Source organism: Pseudomonas sp. BNK-30 (assembly GCF_047456185.1).
In the GTDB taxonomy this organism is placed as follows: domain Bacteria; phylum Pseudomonadota; class Gammaproteobacteria; order Pseudomonadales; family Pseudomonadaceae; genus Aquipseudomonas; species Aquipseudomonas putida_E.
In genome coordinates, this window is record NZ_CP179904.1 from 467,989 (window position 1) to 488,783 (window position 20,795).

Annotated in this window: 19 protein-coding genes; 11 read left to right on the forward strand and 8 right to left on the reverse strand. The window is 63.2% G+C overall.

Annotated features, from left to right (window positions below; all coding sequences use genetic code 11):
* Nucleotides 1-47 precede the first annotated feature (47 nt).
* The 4 genes from ACMGGN_RS02160 to ACMGGN_RS02175 all read right to left on the reverse strand — a co-directional run bounded on the left by ACMGGN_RS02160 (nucleotide 48) and on the right by ACMGGN_RS02175 (nucleotide 7,566).
* Nucleotides 48-4,574, reverse strand: a complete 4,527-nt coding sequence (locus ACMGGN_RS02160) for a hemagglutinin repeat-containing protein (RefSeq protein WP_414156432.1) — start codon at nucleotides 4,572-4,574, stop codon at nucleotides 48-50.
* Between the two features lie 27 nt (nucleotides 4,575-4,601).
* Nucleotides 4,602-6,281, reverse strand: a complete 1,680-nt coding sequence (locus tag ACMGGN_RS02165) for a ShlB/FhaC/HecB family hemolysin secretion/activation protein (protein WP_115273995.1) — start codon at nucleotides 6,279-6,281, stop codon at nucleotides 4,602-4,604.
* A gap of 160 nt (nucleotides 6,282-6,441) precedes the next feature.
* Nucleotides 6,442-6,996 (reverse strand): L,D-transpeptidase family protein, encoded by a 555-nt coding sequence (locus ACMGGN_RS02170; protein WP_012315982.1) that lies wholly within the window; start codon nucleotides 6,994-6,996, stop codon nucleotides 6,442-6,444.
* An 18-nt stretch (nucleotides 6,997-7,014) separates the two neighbouring features.
* Nucleotides 7,015-7,566: an NUDIX hydrolase gene (locus tag ACMGGN_RS02175; RefSeq protein WP_046784376.1), complete on the reverse strand. Its 552-nt coding sequence runs from the start codon at nucleotides 7,564-7,566 to the stop codon at nucleotides 7,015-7,017.
* A 126-nt stretch (nucleotides 7,567-7,692) separates the two neighbouring features.
* Between ACMGGN_RS02175 and ACMGGN_RS02180 the strand changes: the two genes are divergently transcribed.
* From ACMGGN_RS02180 to purT, 5 genes are all read left to right on the forward strand, one after another.
* Nucleotides 7,693-8,292: a CoA pyrophosphatase gene (locus ACMGGN_RS02180; RefSeq protein ID WP_046784375.1), complete on the forward strand. Its 600-nt coding sequence runs from the start codon at nucleotides 7,693-7,695 to the stop codon at nucleotides 8,290-8,292.
* A 41-nt stretch (nucleotides 8,293-8,333) separates the two neighbouring features.
* On the forward strand, nucleotides 8,334-8,858 hold the full coding sequence (locus tag ACMGGN_RS02185; protein WP_039602029.1) for a gamma carbonic anhydrase family protein: 525 nt from the start codon (nucleotides 8,334-8,336) through the stop codon (nucleotides 8,856-8,858).
* On the forward strand, nucleotides 8,851-9,051 hold the full coding sequence (locus tag ACMGGN_RS02190) for a DUF1289 domain-containing protein (protein ID WP_039602028.1): 201 nt from the start codon (nucleotides 8,851-8,853) through the stop codon (nucleotides 9,049-9,051). The genes ACMGGN_RS02185 and ACMGGN_RS02190 overlap by 8 nt, the downstream gene beginning before the upstream one ends.
* A gap of 59 nt (nucleotides 9,052-9,110) precedes the next feature.
* Complete coding sequence (locus ACMGGN_RS02195) at nucleotides 9,111-9,578, forward strand: VUT family protein (protein ID WP_115273997.1); 468 nt, start codon at nucleotides 9,111-9,113, stop codon at nucleotides 9,576-9,578.
* 76 nt (nucleotides 9,579-9,654) lie between these two features.
* Entirely contained in the window at nucleotides 9,655-10,836 is a 1,182-nt protein-coding gene (gene purT / locus ACMGGN_RS02200) for a formate-dependent phosphoribosylglycinamide formyltransferase (RefSeq protein ID WP_115273998.1), read from the forward strand.
* An 83-nt stretch (nucleotides 10,837-10,919) separates the two neighbouring features.
* Here purT and ACMGGN_RS02205 read toward each other — a convergent pair whose 3' ends face one another.
* From ACMGGN_RS02205 to ACMGGN_RS02215, 3 genes are all read right to left on the reverse strand, one after another.
* A complete protein-coding gene (locus ACMGGN_RS02205; protein WP_196996957.1) occupies nucleotides 10,920-12,221 on the reverse strand; it encodes an MFS transporter in 1,302 nt (433 codons plus the stop codon).
* Between the two features lie 279 nt (nucleotides 12,222-12,500).
* The gene (locus ACMGGN_RS02210; RefSeq protein ID WP_046784371.1) at nucleotides 12,501-13,706 is read right to left on the reverse strand and encodes a transporter associated domain-containing protein; all 1,206 of its coding nucleotides are present in this window, start codon (nucleotides 13,704-13,706) and stop codon (nucleotides 12,501-12,503) included.
* A gap of 9 nt (nucleotides 13,707-13,715) precedes the next feature.
* Complete coding sequence (locus ACMGGN_RS02215; protein WP_012315973.1) at nucleotides 13,716-14,525, reverse strand: inner membrane protein YpjD; 810 nt, start codon at nucleotides 14,523-14,525, stop codon at nucleotides 13,716-13,718.
* Nucleotides 14,526-14,842: 317 nt separating this feature from the next.
* Between ACMGGN_RS02215 and ffh the strand changes: the two genes are divergently transcribed.
* The 6 genes from ffh to ACMGGN_RS02245 all read left to right on the forward strand — a co-directional run bounded on the left by ffh (nucleotide 14,843) and on the right by ACMGGN_RS02245 (nucleotide 18,899).
* Nucleotides 14,843-16,219: a signal recognition particle protein gene (ffh, locus tag ACMGGN_RS02220; protein WP_046784370.1), complete on the forward strand. Its 1,377-nt coding sequence runs from the start codon at nucleotides 14,843-14,845 to the stop codon at nucleotides 16,217-16,219.
* Between the two features lie 235 nt (nucleotides 16,220-16,454).
* Entirely contained in the window at nucleotides 16,455-16,706 is a 252-nt protein-coding gene (rpsP, locus tag ACMGGN_RS02225) for a 30S ribosomal protein S16 (protein ID WP_012315971.1), read from the forward strand.
* 5 nt (nucleotides 16,707-16,711) lie between these two features.
* Complete coding sequence (gene rimM / locus ACMGGN_RS02230; protein ID WP_012315970.1) at nucleotides 16,712-17,248, forward strand: ribosome maturation factor RimM; 537 nt, start codon at nucleotides 16,712-16,714, stop codon at nucleotides 17,246-17,248.
* 3 nt (nucleotides 17,249-17,251) lie between these two features.
* Complete coding sequence (gene trmD / locus ACMGGN_RS02235; RefSeq protein ID WP_008094486.1) at nucleotides 17,252-18,004, forward strand: tRNA (guanosine(37)-N1)-methyltransferase TrmD; 753 nt, start codon at nucleotides 17,252-17,254, stop codon at nucleotides 18,002-18,004.
* A 42-nt stretch (nucleotides 18,005-18,046) separates the two neighbouring features.
* Nucleotides 18,047-18,397, forward strand: a complete 351-nt coding sequence (gene rplS, locus ACMGGN_RS02240) for a 50S ribosomal protein L19 (RefSeq protein ID WP_008094487.1) — start codon at nucleotides 18,047-18,049, stop codon at nucleotides 18,395-18,397.
* 94 nt (nucleotides 18,398-18,491) lie between these two features.
* On the forward strand, nucleotides 18,492-18,899 hold the full coding sequence (locus tag ACMGGN_RS02245) for an acyl-CoA thioesterase (RefSeq protein WP_012315969.1): 408 nt from the start codon (nucleotides 18,492-18,494) through the stop codon (nucleotides 18,897-18,899).
* Between the two features lie 4 nt (nucleotides 18,900-18,903).
* On the opposite strand, the gene ACMGGN_RS02250 is transcribed toward ACMGGN_RS02245, so the two are convergent.
* Entirely contained in the window at nucleotides 18,904-20,730 is a 1,827-nt protein-coding gene (locus ACMGGN_RS02250; protein ID WP_414156433.1) for a cation:proton antiporter, read from the reverse strand.
* Nucleotides 20,731-20,795 lie beyond the last annotated feature (65 nt).

Genomic DNA, 20,795 nt, shown 5'->3' on the forward strand with positions numbered 1-20,795 from the left:
GACGTTCATGGCCCTATCGCCGGTTTGCCGACGACAGGGCCTGTGGATCAGTTGGCTTTCCCTTCAATCCCCGATGCCCACTGCTCACTTCGGCTATGCCCACTGGTGCGCAGCAAGCCAAGGTCCAGTGCATTCTCGCCGTCTGCGGCACCTTTGCCTTTGCTGATCTGGGCAATGGCGGTACCCAGGTCTACCGGCGAGTTCGACGCATCGATCGACACATCCCGGCGGTAATCATTGCCGCTCAGCGTTTCCTTGGTCACCGCGTTGGCGGTGAGTTTTACCTCACCCTTGGCCGAGTGCAGGCGGGCGCCCGTCAGGTGAGCGTCACCGCCAACCGTCAGGTCTACCCCATCGCTGCCCTTGAGCGCCGTCTGCTGGGCTACGCCATCACGCTGAACATGCGACACATCGAGCCTGAAGGTTGGCGAAACGCCCGGGTCGGCCTTGGCCAGGGCGGAACCTGCTTTTTCGCTGACCTTGCTTCCCAGCGGCCCTGCGACGGCCGTGGCAGCGTTCACATAGCCTTGCGGGTTTTTCTCTTTGCTCAGCCGTGCATCACCTTTTACGGTCAGGGTATCGACGCTGTCCTTGCGGCTGGCGATGCGCAGATCGCCGTCGATTGCGCCGCTGATGCGCCCGGCTTCCAGGCTTACGCCTTCGATGCGGGTGTCGCCGCGGCTTTGCAGGTCGATACGCTCGGCGCGCAGGTTGCCGGCGTTCCAGATGAGGTTGTCGCGCTTGTCGAGGTTGACCTGAACACGGCCGTGCAGCCCAAGGGTGTCGGTGCCGCCCTTGGATGTGTTGAAGCCGGCGCCGGCGGTGATGTCCAGGTTGTCGCGCCGCTCGACGTTGGATGACGCTTCGATCAGCATGCCGCCCTTGGCGGCATTGATGCCGATGTGCTCGGCCGATGCCTGCAGGCCCTGCAGATGCACGGCGAGGTCCTCGCGAGCGCGGCTGTCGAGGGTCAGTTTGCCTGCGCTTTGGAACTGCGCATCGATTGCCTGGCGGGCGTCCTCGTTCTTCTTGCCATGGTTGAAATGGCCCCCGATGGCGCCACCTTGGGTGGTGCCGGTCTTCACGGCCAGCTCCAGGCCGCCGCCCAGGTTCCCGCCAGTGGCCTGTCGGGTATTGCTCGCAGCTTTGACCTGCAGGCGGCCATCGCTTTGCAGGCGCGTATCGCCGACCTTGGCCTCGCGGCTGCCAATACGCGTGCCTTCGAGCAGCATGTCGCCCCCGCTGGTCAGGCGCACTTGGCCTTTGGCGTCGACCTGCGCCACCTGGGCATTGTTTTGTGTAGCCTGCTGCTGGGCATGGTCGAGATAGCCTCGGCCGTCGACGCCGGTGCTGCCCGGGCGGTTGCCGACCTTGGCCCAGGCGTTGCCATCGAGCTGGCGAGCGCGCTGTTGAGCGTGGTCGGTGGCCTGGGCCAGCGACAGTGTAGTGCCACTCTGGATCACTACGTCGCCTTCACCGCCATCGATGCGCGTGCCTTCGTAGCGGCCGTCGCTACCCAACTGCACCTGAATGCCCTGTTGCCCATAAAGGCTGCCCGGCACTGCGGTGCTGGCGGTATCCTGCTTGCCCTGCGAGCCGCCCTTGCCGGAAGCGCGGACGTTCAGGTCGCTCCCCGAACTGGTATCCACGCGCAGGTCACCGCCGTAGGCCAGGCGCTGCACGTTATCTTCCCGGGTGTTTTCGGCGGCGCGCAGGTGGTGCTGCTGGGCGTCGACCTGCAGGGCGCCGGCGTTGGCACGCCAGGTGGTGCCCTGGTCATCGAGGGTATCGGCCTTGACCTTCACGTGCCCCCCTGCCAGTTCGCTCACCTGGGCAAAGCCGCGGCGCTGGTTTTCCAAGCGTTTGAGGTGGTCCAGGGTCATGTCGCCGCCAACGCTCGGTGCCACCATTGCGTCTTCGGGCGAGGCTTGCTGGAAGCGCGCCGCTTCTTCGCCCTGTACCAAGCGTTCGATCGGCCGGGTCACGTCACGGTACTCCAGGCTGGCGCCGATGCTGCCTGACCAGTCATTGCGCTGCACTTCACGTTCATGGGTGTCCTGCACGGCACGGTTCTCAATGCGCTTGGCAGTTACCTGAAGGGTGTCGCCTGCGTTGACGCGTGCAGCTTCGGTGATCAACTCGTCGGCGCTGAGCTTCAGGTCGCCGCTGGCCTGCAGCCCGGTGCGTTGCGTCTTGCTGTCGCGTTCGGTGGTGACTTCGTTGTTGCGATGGCCTTCGAACAGGCTGCCCAGCCGATCCATACCGCCGGTCACCGTCAGGCCACCACCGCTTTGGGTAGAGCTGCCGGACGACACGCGCTCGTTGCGTGTGACGCCAAGGCTCACCTGTTTGGCCTGCACGTTCAGGTCGCCCGCATTGGCCTGTACGCTGGAACCGTTGACCTGTAGCTGCGCGCCGCTGTCCAGGCCAACCGTAGCGCCCGTCAATTCGCTGGCCACCTGCGACGTTTCGCGTTGTTGGCCTGTGCTGGTGACCACCTCGTAAGCAACGCCGGCGGCGTACTGGCGCGACTCGGGCTTGCCGTCTTCGGCTTCTGCGGTCTGTTTGGCGCTGGCCGTGAAACCGCGCTGCTGGCTGCGTGTTTCGCTCTCATCGCTTGACTGTGTGCTACCGATCAACAGGTCGCCCTTGGCCTCGACCTGCAGATGCCCGCCGGCCGTCACCTTCGAACCCTGGATGCGCAATTCTTCAGCACTGGCCAGCCGCAGGTTGCTGGCAGAGCTGACGTCACTGCTCAGCACCTGCTGCTTGCGCTGCGTGCGCTCGCGATCGTTGCCGATCAGGCCGAACAGCTTGCTGCTGCTGTCGCGGTCGGTGGCCACAGTGCTGGCGTGGTCTGCCTCGATCGCCAGGGCGCCTTTTTCGCTGTACAACACCGCGTCTTGGGCGCCGTGGACGGTGCTGCCCTTGATGCTCACCTGTTCAGCCGCAACGTTCAGCTTGCCATCGGCTGTAACGGCGCTGCCGGCTACGCGCTTACCTTGGGTATCGTTGCCTTTGCGGTCACCAAAGAAGGTGCCCGATACCAGGTCGCCACGGTAGTTGCGGCGTGTGCCCTGTTCCTGCAGCGCCGTTGTGCCGATTTCGACGTTGCTGGCGTTGATGTCCAGGCCGGCGCGGCTGTGCAGCTTGCTGCCTTGGACGGTGAGCGTGTCATTGGCCTTGACCGTCATGCGTGCGGCATTGAGCGTGCTGCCTTGTGCTGATTCCTTGTACTGGCTGGTATCACTGTCGCCGCGCCACAGGTCTTTGCGGTGGCGTACCTGCTCCTCGATACGTTGGCTGTTGGTGCCTGCACTGATATCCAGGTTGGCAGCGCTGTCGAGTGTCAGGTCGCCGCCCGCATCCACATTGGCTGCCAACAGGCGCATGTCGGCGCCGGACTGCAACAGCACGCTGTCACTGGCTTGCAGCTGCGCCCCGCGCAGTTGGTCGGCGGTGGTGGTACGTTCGCGCTGGTAGGTCTCGCGGGTAACGAAGAGGAACTTTTTGTTCCAGCTTTCCTGCTCGCGGGCGATGCTCTGGCGGCTTTCGGCATCCAGAGTGAGCTTCTTTCCAGCCTTTATCTCGATACGCTCGGCTTTGCCGTCGACGGCGCCAAGGCGCAGGTCATCGGCAGCGGTGAGTTGCAATGCGCCGTGTTCGCTGAGCAGTTCCCCGGGCCGGTTTTCATGCCCGCTGACCTGCAGCGCGCCGGCAGATTGAAGGGTGATGCCCTGGTCGGCCTTGATCTGCACCGGCCCCACCCGCACACCCGCGCCCTCGGCAGTGCTGACCACACGAATGCGCCCGGCACGCATGGCGCCGAACAGGTTGGCGTCGATGCTGGACGGCGTGCCCGGCAGATGCTCGATGACCTGCCCGTCGTCGTGACGCATGCGGTTGCGGCCAACGGTCACGGTGAGATCGCCACTGGCCGAGAGCACGCCCTTGCTGTCGAGTTTCGGCGCGATCAGGTCCAGCGCGCCCTCGGCATTGTGCTGGCCGCCTGTGAGCACTTGCAGGGTGCCACTGGCATTTAGGGTGTTGAGGTATTTGAGCTGTTCGTCCTGCAGCTCCGGTGTACCTACCAGGAAACCGGCCCGGGTGGTGTTGATGAAGGTCCCGCCATTGAGGGTGATGCCGTTCGGGTTGGCCAGGATGTAGTCGGCCGGGCGGCCGAAGATTTCCTGTGGGCCTTCGATCAGCGAGGCGTTGCGGCTGATCACCTCGTTGAGGATGGTCGAGGCCGCCTGGCCCTGGAACTGGGGGTTGGCCGCCAGCGCGCCGGCCAGTTGCGACTGCCCGGCCTGGAGGGCGTTGTTCAGTACCACGCCGGGGCGGGCGACGTTGTAGTCCAGGAACTGGTTGTGCGACAGGCCGCTGGCGTTGGGCGCGACGATGTCGATAACAGGTACGCCATGATTGTTGCTGATGAGCGGCGTACCCCCAGGGCCGGTGGCTGCCTCCAGGCCGTGTTCGGCCAGCGCGCTGGTGGAGGCGAGCAGGGCGAGGAAAATGGCCCAGCGCAAGGTATCGGGGCGGATTGCGGGTATCTGCGAGAGTGTCTGCATGTTCTCGTTCTCTTTGTTGTGGGTGAATCAGATGTTCAGGGCCCATTCAAGTACCCAGAATCCGGGTTCGAGCAGCGGGCGCTGCAGGTCGCTGGCATAGAGGGCGCGCTGATAGTCCAGGCGCAGGCGGCTGTGCGGCAGGCTCACTTCGATACCCGCCGTGGCACCTGCCAGCCGGCGCGGCGAAGCGCCTTGCGCCAGCCGCTCCCAGCCCAGGTCCAGGCCCAGGTAGGGGCGCACCGTAGCCAGTGTGGTCCAGGGCAATGCCAGCGGTTGGCTGAAGGTATTGCGCCAGGTGGCGGCGCTGGCGCCACTGTAGGTACGCAGGCGAAAGCCACGCACCGCCGAATCGTCGCTCAACAACATTTGCTCGACGGCCGGCAAGACATCGGTGCTGTACTGCAGGCCAAGTTCGCTTTGCCAGCGCCACGGCCAGTTCGCTGGCCCTTGGCGCAGGTGCAGCAGGCTGGCGCGGTACTTTCTAAAGTCGAGCTGCGGCGCAGCTGCGTGCTGGGCGGGTTGCTCGGCGCCCAGCCAGTGAGTGCCCTGGGCGACGCCGATGTAGGCGTTCCACAGGCCGTGGTCCAGCCAGAGCAGGTTGAGCCCGGCCTCCACGCTGGTCAGGGTGGGGCTCTGCAGGCCGATGACTGCAGAGCCGGTGCGGTTGATCAGTTGTTTGCGGTCCAGCCGGGCGCTGGCGCTGAGCATGCCGTACTGGTTGCGCCAGAGCATGCGCTCGGCGCTGACGCTCTGGTAGCTACTGTTGCCGTTGCTGTCGTACCGCCCTTGCGGAATCGGCGCGTTGTAGCGCAGTTGGCCGACATTGAGCGTGAAACTCCATGGGCCGTAGGGGATGCTGTAGTACAGGGTGACGCCCTGGCTGCGCCCCGGAGCATCGATGACCGTTGTCGACAGTGACAGGCGCAGGTCGTCGTTCAGGCCCAAGGGGCTGTCCAGGCCGATGCCGAGGTTCAGGCGGTGACGCCCGGTCAGCGGGCTGCCTCGGTTATCGAAGCGGCTGTCCAGGTGCCAGCGTGAAGCCACTTGGCGAGGCTGCAGCAGCACCCGGGTGCCGCCCTGCAGTTCGCCTGGCAACAGGTCGGCACTGAGCTCGAAGGCCCGCAGGCGGTTGAGCTGGTCCAGCCCCTGCTCAAGGTCTGGCAGGTACAGGGGGTTGCCCAGCAGATGGGGGAATGCGCTGTTCAGGGAGAGCGGCAGCTCGGCAGCCAGCTCGATCGACTCGACGAAGCCTTCGATGATGACGATGTCCAGCGGCGCGTCATGCGCTGGCGCTTGGCGCAGATAGGGGCGGCTGGCCGGGTAACCGGCGTGCACGTAGCGCTGGGTGATGGCCTTGAGCAGGTGGTTGATGTCGGCGATGCCCATGCAGGGCTTTATCAGCGCCTGGATGGCCGGCTCAAGCGCCTGTGCCGAAAGCTGCCGGTTGCCGGCCAGGCGAACGCCGGCTATCTCCCAGCAGCGGCTGTCGCTGGGTGGGTTCGGTGCGAGGGCGTCGCTGTGTTGCGCCGCTGGAGGGCGCTGCCAGCGCTGCAGCCGCTGTTGCTGCTCGAGCTGGCGCAAGGTTCGCTGTTGATCACGCAGTTGCTGGCTGGCAGGGTCGTCCGCCCATGCCTGCGGCATGGCCAGCAAGGTCGTCATGCAGCAGGCAAGCAGCCTGCTGGCGATGTGGCGGTATCGGGCTGGCATGGAAGAACCCCGCAAATGGCGTACGGCCTGAGTACTCGTTTGCGTGGATGCTAAAAACTTTGCCAGTCGATTGGATGCAGTCTGCTGCCTACACGGCAGTAGGGCAGATGTTTAATTGAAGTGGGAAGGTTCCTACAGCCTCAATTGGAATGCCGGACTATCAGGGCCGAATCTCGATCAATGTGCCGTCCGGCACCAGGTCCCAGACCTCGCGCATGTCCGAGTTGCGCATGGCGATACAGCCGTCGGTCCAGTCAAGCGTATGGAAATACCATTCGGGATACTCGTCGTTGATCGGGGTGCCGTGGATCATGATCATGCTGCCGGCACTCCAGCCCTCGCGTGTGGCCCGGGCTGCATCGCTGATGTTCGGGTAGGTGATGTGCATGGACAGGTTGAAACGGTCGCTTTGCTTGCGCCAGTCCAGCCAGTACAGGCCCTCGGGGGTCTTCTTGTCGCCTTCGCGCTGCTTGGCGCCCTTGGGCTGCTTGCCCAGCGAGATGCGGTAGGTTTTCAGCGGTTCGCCACGGCTGATCAACTGTAGGCGGCGCTCGGACTTGATCACCAGCACCTTGTCGATCAGTGGCTGCATGGCCGCCTGCGATTGCGATTGTGCCGGCAAAGGCGGCTGTGGCTTGCGAATGATGGTCTCGGTGAAGGCCGCCTGGGACACCGAGGTAACGCAAAGGCAGAAAAGGGCGAACAACCAGCGCATGAAGCGGTACCTGCAAACTTAAGTGGTGGGCGAAACGCTCATCGGTGGCAGGTACTCATGGCCTATGGGGTAATGCTGCCCGATGCGGTCGCGATAATAGCATTCTAGTGTGCGTGTGACGGTCCGGAAAGCCAGCTCGCCCCACGGTATCTCGTGTTCGTCGAACAGCCGCACCTCCAGGCTCTCGACGCCGATGTCGAAGTCCAGGTCGGCCAGTTCGGCGCGGAAGAACACATGCACCTGGTTGATGTGCGGCAGGTCGAACAACTGGTACAGGGCCATCGTGCCGACCCGGGCGCAGGCTTCTTCGACAGTTTCACGGCGGGCGGCCTGGTCCAGTGTTTCGCCGTTCTCCATGAAGCCGGCGGGCAAGGTCCAGAAGCCGCGGCGAGGCTCGATGGCTCGCCGGCAAAGCAGCACCTGGCTGCCCCAGACCGGCAGCACCCCGGCAACGATGTTCGGGTTCTGGTAGTGAATGGTCTGGCAATGATTGCAGACATACCGCAGGCGGCTGTCGCCTTCGGGTATCCGCTGAATGACCGGCTGGCCGCACGCGCTGCAGAATTTCATGCTGTTCTTCCCTTGAGCCCACGCTATCTTGGCGTGCCAGGCAGGCCTGCCGCAAGCGTACAGGGCTTGGGTGCTTCGCGGCTTTGGTGCATCATGCAGGGCAGGCCTTGGAAACGAGAGTGCGCAATGCTGGACGAGCTACTTCGCCGAATGAGCAACCACCAACCAGCTTCACTGGAAACCGACCGACGGTTCCCCGAGGCGGCGGTACTTTTGCCCATTACTCGCAGCGAAGCGCCCGAACTGGTCTTGACCCTGCGTGCCAAAGGGCTTTCCACCCATGGCGGTGAAGTCGCCTTCCCCGGTGGCAGGCGCGACCCGGAAGACCCCGACTTGATATTCACCGCGCTGCGCGAGGCCGAAGAAGAAATCGGCCTGCCGCCAGGCCTGGTGGAAGTGCTCGGCCCGCTGAGCCCGCTGATTTCCCTGCATGGGCTGAAAGTGACGCCATTCGTCGGGGTGATCCCTGATTTCGTCGAATACCGCGCCAATGATGCGGAGATCGCGGCAGTATTCAGCGTGCCGCTCGAATTTTTCCGCCAGGACCCGCGCGACCACACCCACCGTATCGATTACCAGGGCCGCAGTTGGTATGTGCCCAGCTATCGTTATGGCGAATACAAGATCTGGGGGCTGTCGGCGATCATGATCGTCGAACTGGTCAACTTGCTGTACGACGCAGGCATCAGCCTGCATCAGCCCCCCGAGCGTTATATAGAGATCTGAACGGGGCACACCCCGTCGCCGCTGATACCTGAGGAGCGAGAATGAAATACCGCTTGGGCGACCTGCGGGTCGAGAGCCATGCCACCAGTTGGGCCGCACCCAATGCCATGCTGATTGGCAAGGTACGCCTGCAGGCGCGCGCCAGTGTGTGGTTCGGCGCGGTGCTGCGCGGCGACAACGAGCTGATCGATATCGGCGAGGACAGCAACGTCCAGGACGGTACCGTGATGCATACCGACATGGGTTCGCCGCTGACATTGGGCAAAGGCGTGACCGTGGGCCACAACGCCATGCTGCACGGTTGCACGGTTGGCGATTACAGCCTGGTCGGCATCAATGCGGTGATCCTCAACGGTGCGCGCATCGGCAAACACTGCATCATCGGCGCCAATGCACTGATCCCCGAAGGCAAGGAAATCCCCGATGGTTCGCTGGTAATGGGGTCGCCCGGCAAGGTGGTGCGTGAGCTGACCGAGCAGCAGAAGCGCATGCTCGAGGCCAGCGCCGCGCACTATGTTCACAACGCCCAGCGTTATGCGCGGGACCTGGTGGTGGACGATGAGTGAGGTGATCGCTACCGAACGCCCGGTCGCTTCACCCTGCGTGAGCATCTGCGCGCTGGACGAGCAGGATGTCTGCACCGGGTGCCAGCGCACCGTAGCGGAGATCGGCCGTTGGGGGCGGATGGACAATACCGAACGCCGGGCGGTGCTCAAGCTGTGCCATGAGCGGGCGGTGGCGGCCGGATTGATCTTGTAAGCGCTGCGGTTGACTCGAAAATCAGGTAATCTGTGCCGCTTGTCGGACGGTCACTGCCCATGTTCTTTCTAATCGTTTACATCAGCAGCGTTGTACTGATCAACTTTGCCTTTTCCAGCGCCCCGCATCTGGACGTGATCTGGTCGGCCTGGGGTGGGCTGGTGTTCATCCTGCGTGACATGGTGCAGACCCGCTACGGCCATGGCGCGCTGATCGCCATGCTGCTGGCGCTGGTGCTGTCGTATGTCACTTCCGAGCCGGCCATTGCCCTGGCCAGTGCCACGGCGTTCTTCGTTTCCGAGCTGATCGACTGGCTGGTGTTCAGCATCACCCGGCGCCCCTTGCGTGACCGCTTGTGGTTGAGCTCGGCACTGAGCATCCCGGTGGACACCTTCATTTTCTTCGGCATGATCGGTGCCCTGACCCCGGCCGTGATCGGCACCGCGATGGCCTCCAAGTTCGCAGGCGTGACTGCGGTGTGGCTGGCCATGGCATTTCGTGCGCGGCGGGCTGCCGTGGCTGGCTGATGGTGTAGAATACGGGTCCTTTTTCAGCGGGCGGCGCTAAGACTGGCGCGGCCCCGGACGCCTTCGAGGACCTGAAATGACCCGTATCGGAACCCCATTGTCGCCTACCGCGACCCGTGTACTGCTCTGCGGCTGTGGCGAGCTGGGCAAGGAAGTGGTGATCGAGCTGCAGCGCCTGGGCGTCGAAGTGATCGCCGTGGACCGCTACGCCAATGCGCCGGCCATGCAGGTCGCGCACCGCAGCCACGTGGTCAACATGCTCGATGGTGTCGCCCTGCGCGCGGTGATCGAGGCTGAAAAACCGCATTACATCGTCCCCGAAATCGAAGCCATCGCCACCGCTACGCTGGTCGAGCTGGAGAACGAAGGTTTCACCGTCGTGCCGACCGCCCGCGCCACGCAGCTGACCATGAACCGCGAGGGCATTCGCCGCCTGGCGGCCGAAGAGCTGGACCTGCCGACCTCGCCGTACCACTTCGCCGATACCTTTGAAGATTATGCAAAGGCTGTGGCCGATGTCGGTTACCCGTGTGTGGTCAAACCGGTGATGAGCTCGTCCGGCAAGGGCCAGAGCCTGCTGCGCAGCGATGCCGACCTGCAGAAGTCGTGGGACTACGCCCAGGAGGGTGGCCGCGCCGGCAAGGGCCGCGTGATCATCGAAGGCTTCATCGATTTCGACTACGAGATCACCTTGCTGACCGTGCGCCATGTTGGTGGCACCACGTATCTGGAGCCGGTCGGTCACCGCCAGGAGAAAGGCGACTACCAGGAGTCGTGGCAGCCCCAGGCGATGAGCCCGAAAGCCTTGGCCGAGTCGCAGCGTGTGGCGAAGGCTGTCACCGATGCACTGGGCGGCCGTGGTTTGTTCGGCGTCGAGTTGTTCGTCAAGGGCGATCAGGTGTGGTTCAGCGAAGTCTCGCCGCGCCCGCACGATACCGGCCTGGTCACGCTGATTTCCCAGGACCTGTCGCAGTTCGCGCTGCATGCCCGTGCCATTCTGGGCCTGCCGATCCCGGTGGTGCGCCAGTTCGGCCCGTCTGCGTCGGCGGTGATCCTGCCTGAAGGCCAGTCGCAGCAGACCAGCTTCGCCAACCTCGGCGCAGCGTTGAGCGAGCCGGATACCGCGATCCGCCTGTTCGGCAAACCGGAAATCAACGGCCAGCGCCGCATGGGCGTGTGCCTGGCACGTGATGAATCGATCGAAGCGGCGCGGGCCAAGGCGACCCGTGCGGCGCAGGCGGTCAAGGTCGAGTTCTAAGCTCAAGCTACAAGCTACAAGCTACAAGCTACAAGCTGCTAAGGGATGCCTTTTCTTGCAGCTTGAAGCTTGCAGCTCAAGGATCACAGCTCTGTATTGCGGGTCTCTTTCAGGCACAGCACTGCAATCAGGCTGATCACCGCCGCCACCGATACATACCCACCCACCCAGCTCAAACCGCCCATGCTCACCAGTTTCTGGGCAAAGAACGGCGCCGCCGAAGCCCCGACGATGCCGCCCAGGTTATACGCCGCAGACGCCCCGGTATAACGCACGTGAGTAGGGAACAGCTCTGGCAGCAGCGCGCCCATCGGTGCGAAAGTCACGCCCATCAAAAACAGCTCGATGGCCAGGAACAACGCAACACCCGTGGTCGAGCCGGAGGTCAGCAAAGGCTCCATGGTGAAGCCCGAGGCCACCGCCAGCAGGCCGCCGACGATCAGCACCGGCTTGCGCCCGTAACGGTCGCTGAGCCAGGCCGACAGCGGCGTGGCCAGGGCCATGAAGACCACGGCGAAGCACAGCAGGCCAAGGAAGGTTTCGCGGCTGTAGCCCAACGTAGTGACACCGTAGCTCAGCGAGAACACCGTCGAGATGTAGAACAACGCATAGCACACCACCATGGCGGCGGCGCCCAGCAGGGTCGGCAGCCAGTACTTGCTGAACAGGTCGACCACCGGCATTTTGACCCGCTCGTGGCGGGCCACGGCCTTGGCGAACACCGGGCTTTCTTCAAGCTTCAGGCGTACGTACAGGCCTACCAGCACCAGCGCGGCACTGAGCAGGAACGGAATGCGCCAGCCCCACTCACGGAACTGCTCGTCGCTGAGCAGCAGGGCCAGGGTCAGGAACAGGCCGTTGGCCGCCAGGAAGCCGATCGAAGGGCCTAGCTGCGGGAACATCCCGAACCAGGCACGCTTGCCCGCCGGGGCGTTCTCGGTGGCCAGCAACGCCGCGCCACCCCATTCACCGCCCAGGCCAAGGCCCTGGCCGAAGCGCAGCAGGCAAAGAATGATCGGTGCCCACATGCCGATGCTGTCGTAGCCTGGCAATACACCGATCAGCGTGGTGGACACCCCCATCAGCAGCAGCGAGGCAACCAGCGTCGACTTGCGCCCGATACGGTCACCGAAGTGTCCGAACAGTGCTGAACCCAGCGGGCGGGCGAGGAAGGCGATGCCGAAGGTAAGGAAGGCCGCCAGCATCTGCGCGGTGCCTGACCCTGAAGGGAAGAATACGGGGCCGATCACCAGCGCGGCGGCAGTGGCATACACGTAGAAATCGTAGAACTCGATGGCCGTGCCGATGAAGCTGGCGGTGGCCACCCGCGCGGGTGAGTTGACCGGCGCGGCAGGCGCTTGGGCATAAGTGCTGCTGGTTGTCATTAAGTAGGTCCCTAACAGTCTGGTCGTGCTCCATGGGCTTGGCCCGCGACGGTATGCACTGGCCAGCGAAGGGCAGGTACGGTTCGCGGACGCCGGAGCGTATTGTTCTTTTGTTCGCCCGACTGACGATAGCCCAAGGGGGATAGGGGCGGGAGCGGGCACTGTTCGGGGTGTTGAAGCAGGACCGCAGGGCGCGTCAGTGGAGCGCGCTGGCCGTGTGGCGCCGGGTGCGGATAGCGGGCGGGACGGCAGGGCTGGGTAAGCGTGACCCGAGTATAGCTAGCGGGTCACGGTCCACACCAGTACCTTGCTGGCGCAATTGTCTTCTGTTTCGAGGATTTCCAGGCGATAGCGGCCGATCTTCAGGCAAACAGCGCTTTCCGGGATGCTTTCCAGGGCCTCGGTGACCAGCCCGTTCAGGGTCTTCGGCCCGCCGTCGCTGGGCAGGTGCCAGCCGAGGGTGCGGTTGATTTCGCGCAGGGAAGCGGCGCCATCGATGACGAAGGTGCCGTCGGACTGGGGGTGTACATGGGGGTTGTCGAGGCTGTGCTCTTCCTCGAACTCGCCGACGATCTCCTCGAGTATGTCCTCCAGCGTGACGATGCCCAGTACCTCACCGTATTCGTCCACCACCACGCCCAGCCGGCGCTGCTGCTTGTGGAAGTTCAGCAGTTGCAATTGCAGTGGGGTGCTTTCGGGGACGAAGTAAGGCTCGTAGCAGGCGCTGTGGAGCTTCTCCAGCGTCAGCTCGGCCTTGGGCAGCAGGTGGCTGATCAGCTTGGTGTTGAGGATGGCTTCTACCTGGTTGATGTCGTTGTGGTAGACCGGCAGGCGCGTGTGGCGGCTGAGGATCAGTTGCTCGATGATGCGCTCGATCGGCTCATCCAGGTTGATGCCATCGACCTCGTTGCGCGGCACCAGAATGTCGTTGACGGTGACCTTGTCCAGCGAGTGCAGGCCATCGAGCAGGCCGTGGCGCGGCATGTCGTGGTCTTCATCCTCGGTAAAGTCGTCATCTGCCTGCGGGTGCAGGGCCACTGCGGTGGGCGGTACGCGAAACGGCCGCAACATCAGCTTGGCGCAGCCGTCCAGCAGGCAAGCCAAGGGTTGCACCAGTGCCAATGGGAGCTTCAGCAGGCTGGCGCCCAGGCTGATGAAGGCCAGCGGGTTGCGCCGAGCCAGGCGCCGCGGCAGGTATTCGGCGAACACCAGCAGGCCAGAGGTGGCGGCCAGGCCGGCCAGCCAGAAACCGTGCTCGCCGTTGAGGCGTTGGCCGATCAGGCAGGCCAGGCCCAATACCAGAAGCTTGCCCAGGCTGGCGCACAGCACCAGGGCCTGGGCTGGCAGTACCGGTTGCCCGTCATCGCCGGGGCGCAACGAGCCGTTGAGTTGCAGGCGGGCGGCATCCACCGCGGTGAACAGCGCCGACCAGAGCAGCGCCAGTGCCAAAGTGCCGAGTAGCGGAGCGTACGGCAGGGTGTCCATGGGCGACCGTCAGATATGCAGGATGAATTCGCGGACCAGCTTGCTGCCGAAATAGGCCAGCATCAGCAGGCAGAAACCGGCCAGTGTCCAGCGGATCGCCTTGTGCCCACGCCAGCCCAGGCGGGTGCGGCCCCACAGCAGTACGCTGAAGACGATCCAGGCCACGCAGGCCAGCAGGGTTTTGTGTACCAGGTGCTGGGCAAACAGGTTGTCCAGGAACAGCCAGCCAGAGATCAGCGACAGCGACAACAGGCACCAGCCCGCCCAAAGGAAGCCGAACAGCAGGCTTTCCATGGTCTGCAACGGTGGGAAGTTGCGGATCAGCCCGGAAGGGTGCTTGTTTTTCAGCTGGTGGTCCTGCAGTAGCAGGAGCAGCGACTGGAACACCGCAATGGTGAACAGCCCATAGGCCAGGATCGATAGCAGGATATGAGCGAGGATCCCCGGCTCTTCATCGATCAGCGGAACGGTGCCGGGTGGGGCGAACTGGGCCAGCAGGGCCGTGATGGCGCCGAGCGGGAACAGCAGCACCAGCAGGTTTTCCACCGGTATGCGCAGGCAGGCCAGCAGGGTCAGGGTGATCACCGCCACGGCGATCAGGCTGGCGGCGCTGAAGAAGTCCAGGCTCAGGCCCAGCGGGGTGATCAGCTGAAAGAACAGCGCGCCGCTCTGGGCGATCACGGCGAGGGCGCCGAGCAGGCCGAGCAGCCGTTTGTCGGCTTTGCTCGACTGGGCCAGGCGCGAACCCTGATAAACGGTCGCCGCTATATATAGGCCGGCGGCGATCAGGTTGGGGATGAGGCTGGGTGAGGAGACCATAAGTCCTGGTGGGCAAGCCTTAAAGAGACGGAGTTTGGCATAGATCGCGCTGGGGGGGCTAGTGAGCTGCAAGCTTCAGGCTGCAAGCTGCAAGCTGCAAGCTGCAAGCTGCAAGCGAAGGCAGATTCGTACGGGGGGCGGGATTTTCTGATGGTTTGCGGCTTGAGGCTTGCAGCTTGAAAGTTGCCGCCGGGAAGCCGAGGTGTGCGCCGCCGCCGCTCTTCGCTATAATCGCCGCCTTGCTGTGCCCAGCGCGTGTGCATATTCACCTGGGCGCCTGACAAACCTCGGCTTTTACTTGGCCTGAAAGGATCACCATGTTCGAAAACCTGACCGACCGCCTGTCACAGACGCTGCGCCATGTCACCGGCAAGGCCAAGCTGACTGAAGACAACATCAAGGATACGTTGCGCGAAGTGCGCATGGCCCTGCTCGAGGCCGACGTTGCCCTGCCGGTGGTCAAGGATTTCGTCAACAGCGTCAAGGAGCGTGCGGTCGGCACCGAGGTGTCGCGCAGCCTGACCCCGGGCCAGGCGTTCGTGAAGATCGTCCAGGCCGAGCTGGAAAGCCTGATGGGTGCGGCCAACGAAGACCTCGCGCTCAATGCCGCCCCGCCTGCCGTGGTGCTGATGGCCGGTTTGCAGGGCGCGGGCAAGACCACCACCGCCGGTAAGCTGGCGCGCTTCCTCAAGGAGCGCAAGAAGAAGAGCGTGATGGTGGTTTCGGCCGACGTCTACCGCCCGGCTGCGATCAAGCAGCTGGAAACGCTGGCCAACGACATTGGCGTGACCTTCTTCCCGTCCGATATCAGCCAGAAGCCTGTGGCCATTGCCGAAGCGGCGATTCGCGAGGCCAAGCTCAAGTTCATCGACGTGGTCATTGTCGACACCGCCGGCCGTCTGCACATCGACGCCGACATGATGGACGAAATCAAGGCGCTGCATGCCGCGGTCAAGCCGGTTGAAACCCTGTTCGTGGTCGATGCCATGACCGGCCAGGACGCCGCCAATACCGCCAAGGCCTTCGGTGAAGCCCTGCCGCTGACCGGCGTGGTGCTGACCAAGGTCGACGGTGATGCCCGTGGCGGTGCCGCGCTTTCGGTACGTGCCATCACCGGCAAGCCGATCAAGTTCATCGGTATGGGTGAGAAAACCGAGGCTCTCGAGCCCTTCCACCCGGACCGTGTGGCGTCGCGCATCCTCGGCATGGGCGACGTGCTCAGCCTGATCGAGCAGGCCGAACAGACCATCGACAAGGCCAAAGCCGACAAGCTGGCCAAGAAGCTGAAGAAGGGCAAGGGCTTCGATCTCGAGGACTTCCGCGACCAGCTGCAACAGATGAAGAACATGGGTGGCCTGGGCGGCCTGATGGACAAGCTGCCGAGCATCGGCGGGGTCAACCTGTCGCAGATGGGCAATGCCCAGGGCGCAGCCGAGAAACAGTTCAAGCAGATGGAGGCGATCATCAACTCCATGACCCCGGCCGAGCGTCGCGATCCTGACCTGATCAGCGGTTCGCGCAAGCGCCGGATCGCCCTGGGTTCCGGTACCCAGGTGCAGGACATCGGGCGGCTGATCAAGCAGCACAAGCAGATGCAGAAGATGATGAAGAAATTCTCCGCCAAGGGCGGCATGGCCAAGATGATGCGCGGCCTGGGCGGGATGTTGCCTGGCGGCGGCATGCCGAAGCTGTAACCCTTATTCCGGGCGCTTGTCTTTTGAAGAATGAGCGCTCAGAACCCCCGCTGCGGCGGGGCAATGGCCACGCAATCCGTGGCTCAACCGGCAAATCTGGACGGCAGGGCGAGGCCTTGTCGAAAAAGTCATTTGCAAATGTCCGTGTATTCCCCGAGAATATGCGGCCTTTTGGGCACCCGTGTGCCTATTTGGCATTCAGATTTGCAGCACCGACTATAGGAACGATGTTCACATGGTAACCATCCGTCTTGCCCGTGGCGGCTCGAAAAAGCGCCCTTTCTACCACCTGACCGTGACCAACTCGCGTAACGCCCGTGACGGCCGTTTCGTTGAGCGCGTAGGTTTCTTCAACCCGATCGCTGCTGGCGCTGAAGTCAAGCTGTCGGTCAACCAGGAGCGCGTCAGCTACTGGCTGAGCCAAGGCGCACAGCCGTCTGAGCGTGTTGCTCAGCTGCTGAAGGACGCTGCCAAGGCCGCTGCCTGAGCAATATGAACGCGACGCCAGAAAAGGCTGACGACCTCATCGTCGTTGGCAAGATTTTTTCGGTTCACGGCGTTCGCGGCGAGGTGAAGGTGTATTCCTTTACCGATCCGATTGAAAACCTGTTGGATTATCCACGCTGGACGCTTCGGCACGAAGGCAAGGTAAAGCAGGTCGAGCTGGTCAGCGGTCGTGGCTCCCAAAAGGGCCTGGTCGTTAAACTGAAAGGCCTCGATGATCGTGATGAAGCGCGTCTTCTGAGCGGCTTCGAAATCTGCATCCCGCGGAGCCTTTTGCCCAACCTGGCCGCAGACGAGTACTACTGGTACCAACTGCAGGGCCTGAAGGTCATCAACCAGGACGAACAGCTGTTCGGCAAGGTCGATCACCTGTTGGAGACCGGTGCGAACGATGTAATGGTGGTCAAGCCCTGCGCAGGCAGCCTGGATGATCGCGAGCGTCTGTTGCCCTATACGGCGCAATGTGTGCTGGCAATCGACCTGGAAGCAGGCGTGATGCGGGTTGAATGGGACGCGGACTTCTAAACGATGGGTAACCTTCGCGTAGACGTCATCACGTTGTTCCCCGAGATGTTCTCGGCCATCACTGAGTACGGCATTACCAGCCGCGCGGTAAAACAGGGGTTGCTTCAGGTGACCTGCTGGAACCCGCGGGACTACACCACAGATCGCCACCACACAGTGGATGATCGGCCGTTTGGCGGTGGCCCGGGCATGGTGATGAAAATCAAGCCTCTGGAAGACGCCCTGGTTAGCGCCAGGCAAGCGACCGGAGCATCGGCAAAGGTGATCTACCTTTCGCCGCAAGGCCGCAAGCTGACTCAGCAAGCGGTCAAAGGCCTGGCCGAACAGGAATCGCTGATCCTGATCGCCGGTCGTTATGAAGGCATCGACGAGCGCTTTATCGAGGCTCATGTCGATGAGGAGTGGTCGATTGGCGACTATGTGCTTTCCGGTGGCGAGCTGCCGGCCATGGTACTGATCGATGCGGTTACACGGCTGCTGCCCGGAGCTTTAGGGCATGTGGACTCGGCGGAGGAAGACTCCTTCACCGACGGTCTGCTCGATTGCCCGCACTACACCCGACCTGAGGTGTATGCGGATCAGCGTGTTCCCGACGTGTTGCTAAGTGGCAACCATGCACACATCCGGCGTTGGAGAATGAAGCAGTCCCTTGGTAGGACCTTCGAACGACGCGCCGATCTTCTGGAAAGTCGCTCGCTTTCTGGAGAAGAGAAGAAGCTGCTCGAGGAATATCTCCGCGAGCGGGACGATAGTTAAACGTATCGATGGTGGATCACGTATCCATCTTAGGAGCACAGCATGACCAACAAGATCATCCAGCAGCTCGAAGCCGAGCAGATGAGCAAGGAAATCCCGACCTTCGCACCAGGCGACACCATCGTCGTTCAGGTTAAAGTGAAGGAAGGTGAGCGTTCCCGTCTGCAGGCGTTCGAAGGCGTTGTTATCGCCAAGCGTAACCGCGGCCTGAACAGCGCTTTCACCGTGCGCAAAATCTCCAGCGGCGTTGGCGTTGAGCGTACCTTCCAGACCTACAGCCCGCAGATCGACAGCCTGGCCGTGAAACGTCGTGGTGACGTGCGTAAAGCCAAGCTGTACTACCTGCGCGACCTGTCCGGCAAAGCCGCTCGCATCAAGGAAAAACTGTCCTGAGTACAGTTTGCCCGGTGGCCCTGGCCGCCTAGCGAGAAAAAAGCAGCCTTCGGGCTGCTTTTTTGCGTTTTGAAACCCGAAAGAAGTGACGGACATGACCAGCCGAGACCAGGAAATTCAGCGCCGCACCGAGTTGTCGGTGACCCGCGTGACCAAAGCGGTGTTCCCCAACACCACCAACCACCACAACACCTTGTTCGGCGGCACTGCGCTGGCCTGGATGGACGAAGTGTCGTTCATCGCCGCTACGCGCTTCTGCCGGCTGCCGCTGGTGACCGTGTCCACAGACCGTATCGATTTCAAACACCCGATCCCGGCAGGCTCGATCGTCGAGCTGGTGGGAACGGTGATCAAGGTCGGCAACACCAGTTTGCAGGTTCAAGTGGACGTATTCGTCGAGAACATGTATCTGGATGGGCGCGAGCGGGCAATCCATGGTGTGTTCAGCTTTGTCGCCATCGACGAGGACAAGCGCCCGGTGCCGGTGTTGCCACAAGCTTGAAGGCTCAACCCGGCGCGGCAGTGCTCTCGGTGATGGGGGCCGGTTCCACCAGCGCCACCAGGGTCCAGCCAGGTTGCGGCGCAAGCGGGTTCTCGGGGCTTGATACATGCACCCAGCCCTGGGCATCCCGGGCAAACAACAGATGTGCGCGCTCGCCATGCAATGCCTGGTAATTGTCCCAGTCGAAGCCCTCGGTAAGGTTGGTGCTGTACAGTTCCGCGCCATGATGCAGGCGATTGGCCATTTGTTGGTAGGTCATCGGGCTTGAGCCCAGCAGTTGGCCACGGTGCTCTTCGCTGGCCCGGTGCTTGTCGCTGCGCTGCTTCTCCAGGCCGCTGGCCAGCACATACAGGCGGCCGTGGCCGAAGTCATGACGAAAGCGCGCACTGGCCAAGGCGTTGATCTCCCCGGCAGGCGACAGCCCCAGCAGGTGGCCGAGGCCTACCAGGTCCAGGTGTGCGTCGGCATGCTGCGAAGCCGGGTTGCCAAAGTAGGTCGGCAGCCCCTCCATGCGTGCCGCACGAATGTTTTCCCAGCTCGAATCGGTCAGCAACACACGGCAGCCCAGTTGCTGCAGGGCCTTGCCGATGGCGCGTGCGGGTTGGTTGGCGCCGACGATGAGAAAGCCGCTGGGCGCCGGCTCGGCCACCTTGAGCAGGCGCGCCAGGGGGCGCGCCGTAGCGCTCTGCAGCACGACAGTGCCGATGATCACGGCAAAGGTGAGTGGCACCAGCAGCAGTGCGTCCTGATGCCCGGCCTCATGCAGGCGGATGGCGAATATCGCCGACACTGCGGCGGCAACGATGCCGCGTGGTGCGATCCAGGCCAGCAGGGCCCGTTCCCGCCAGTTCAGCGAGGACCCCAGCGTTGACAGCAAGACATTCAGCGGCCGCGCCACCAGCTGGATCACCAGCAGCAGTGCCAGTACGGCCGGGCCCAACCCCAACAGGGCATGCAGATCGAGCCGCGCGGCAAGCAGGATGAACAGGCCGGAGATCAGCAGTACGCTGAGGTTCTCCTTGAAGTGCAGGATCTGCCGTACATCGACGCCACGCATGTTGGCAAGCCACATGCCCATTACCGTCACCGCCAGCAGCCCGGACTCGTGAACGATCTGGTTGGCGGCGATGAAAATACCCAGTACGGCGGCCAGCGACGCCAGGTTGTGCAGGTATTCCGGCAGCCATTGCTCGCGCATGATTTGCCCCAGTAACCAGCCACCGGCGGCGCCCAGGGCGCTGCCGCAGAAGATCACCCCGGCAAAGGTCCCCAGGCTCTGGCTCAGGCCATCGCCATCGGCGCTGGCGATGATGAAGCTGTACACCACGACGGCGAGCAGGGCACCGATCGGGTCGATGACGATGCCTTCCCAGCGCAGGATGTTGGCAATGGTCGCCTTCGGCCGTACCACGCGCAGCATGGGCACGATGACCGTAGGGCCTGTCACCAGGGTCAAGGTGCCGAACAGGATCGCCAGCGGCCAGTCGAAACCCAGCAGCCAGTGTGTTGCCAGGGCGATCACCAGCCAGGTCGACAGAGCGCCGACGGTGACCAGGCGGTGCACCACGCTGCCGATGTCCCGCCATTGCGAGAGGTGCAGGGTCAGGCTGCCTTCGAACAGGATCAGTGCCACCGCCAGTGACACCAGCGGCATCAGCAGCGGGCCGAACAGCGCTTGCGGGTCGAGCCAGCCGAGCAACGGGCCGACCATTATCCCGGCCAGCAGCAGGAAGAGAATCGCTGGCAGCTTCAGGCGCCAGGCCAGCCACTGGCAGGCGAGGGCGGCGGCACCGATACCGCCCACACTGAGTAGGATCTGCTGTTCGTTCATGCGGGCTCCCTATGCCGGCGTTGTTATGAAAGACTAAGCGTCATTTCGTCGTTTGCCACCGAGTT

Coding starts and splice junctions, on each gene's coding strand:
- ACMGGN_RS02160 (WP_414156432.1), bottom strand. CDS start 4,574: ATGCAGACACTCTCGCAGATACCCGCAATCCGCCCCGATACCTTGCGC.
- ACMGGN_RS02165 (WP_115273995.1), bottom strand. CDS start 6,281: ATGCCAGCCCGATACCGCCACATCGCCAGCAGGCTGCTTGCCTGCTGC.
- ACMGGN_RS02170 (WP_012315982.1), bottom strand. CDS start 6,996: ATGCGCTGGTTGTTCGCCCTTTTCTGCCTTTGCGTTACCTCGGTGTCC.
- ACMGGN_RS02175 (WP_046784376.1), bottom strand. CDS start 7,566: ATGAAATTCTGCAGCGCGTGCGGCCAGCCGGTCATTCAGCGGATACCC.
- ACMGGN_RS02180 (WP_046784375.1), top strand. CDS start 7,693: ATGCTGGACGAGCTACTTCGCCGAATGAGCAACCACCAACCAGCTTCA.
- ACMGGN_RS02185 (WP_039602029.1), top strand. CDS start 8,334: ATGAAATACCGCTTGGGCGACCTGCGGGTCGAGAGCCATGCCACCAGT.
- ACMGGN_RS02190 (WP_039602028.1), top strand. CDS start 8,851: ATGAGTGAGGTGATCGCTACCGAACGCCCGGTCGCTTCACCCTGCGTG.
- ACMGGN_RS02195 (WP_115273997.1), top strand. CDS start 9,111: ATGTTCTTTCTAATCGTTTACATCAGCAGCGTTGTACTGATCAACTTT.
- purT (WP_115273998.1), top strand. CDS start 9,655: ATGACCCGTATCGGAACCCCATTGTCGCCTACCGCGACCCGTGTACTG.
- ACMGGN_RS02205 (WP_196996957.1), bottom strand. CDS start 12,221: ATGACAACCAGCAGCACTTATGCCCAAGCGCCTGCCGCGCCGGTCAAC.
- ACMGGN_RS02210 (WP_046784371.1), bottom strand. CDS start 13,706: ATGGACACCCTGCCGTACGCTCCGCTACTCGGCACTTTGGCACTGGCG.
- ACMGGN_RS02215 (WP_012315973.1), bottom strand. CDS start 14,525: ATGGTCTCCTCACCCAGCCTCATCCCCAACCTGATCGCCGCCGGCCTA.
- ffh (WP_046784370.1), top strand. CDS start 14,843: ATGTTCGAAAACCTGACCGACCGCCTGTCACAGACGCTGCGCCATGTC.
- rpsP (WP_012315971.1), top strand. CDS start 16,455: ATGGTAACCATCCGTCTTGCCCGTGGCGGCTCGAAAAAGCGCCCTTTC.
- rimM (WP_012315970.1), top strand. CDS start 16,712: ATGAACGCGACGCCAGAAAAGGCTGACGACCTCATCGTCGTTGGCAAG.
- trmD (WP_008094486.1), top strand. CDS start 17,252: ATGGGTAACCTTCGCGTAGACGTCATCACGTTGTTCCCCGAGATGTTC.
- rplS (WP_008094487.1), top strand. CDS start 18,047: ATGACCAACAAGATCATCCAGCAGCTCGAAGCCGAGCAGATGAGCAAG.
- ACMGGN_RS02245 (WP_012315969.1), top strand. CDS start 18,492: ATGACCAGCCGAGACCAGGAAATTCAGCGCCGCACCGAGTTGTCGGTG.
- ACMGGN_RS02250 (WP_414156433.1), bottom strand. CDS start 20,730: ATGAACGAACAGCAGATCCTACTCAGTGTGGGCGGTATCGGTGCCGCC.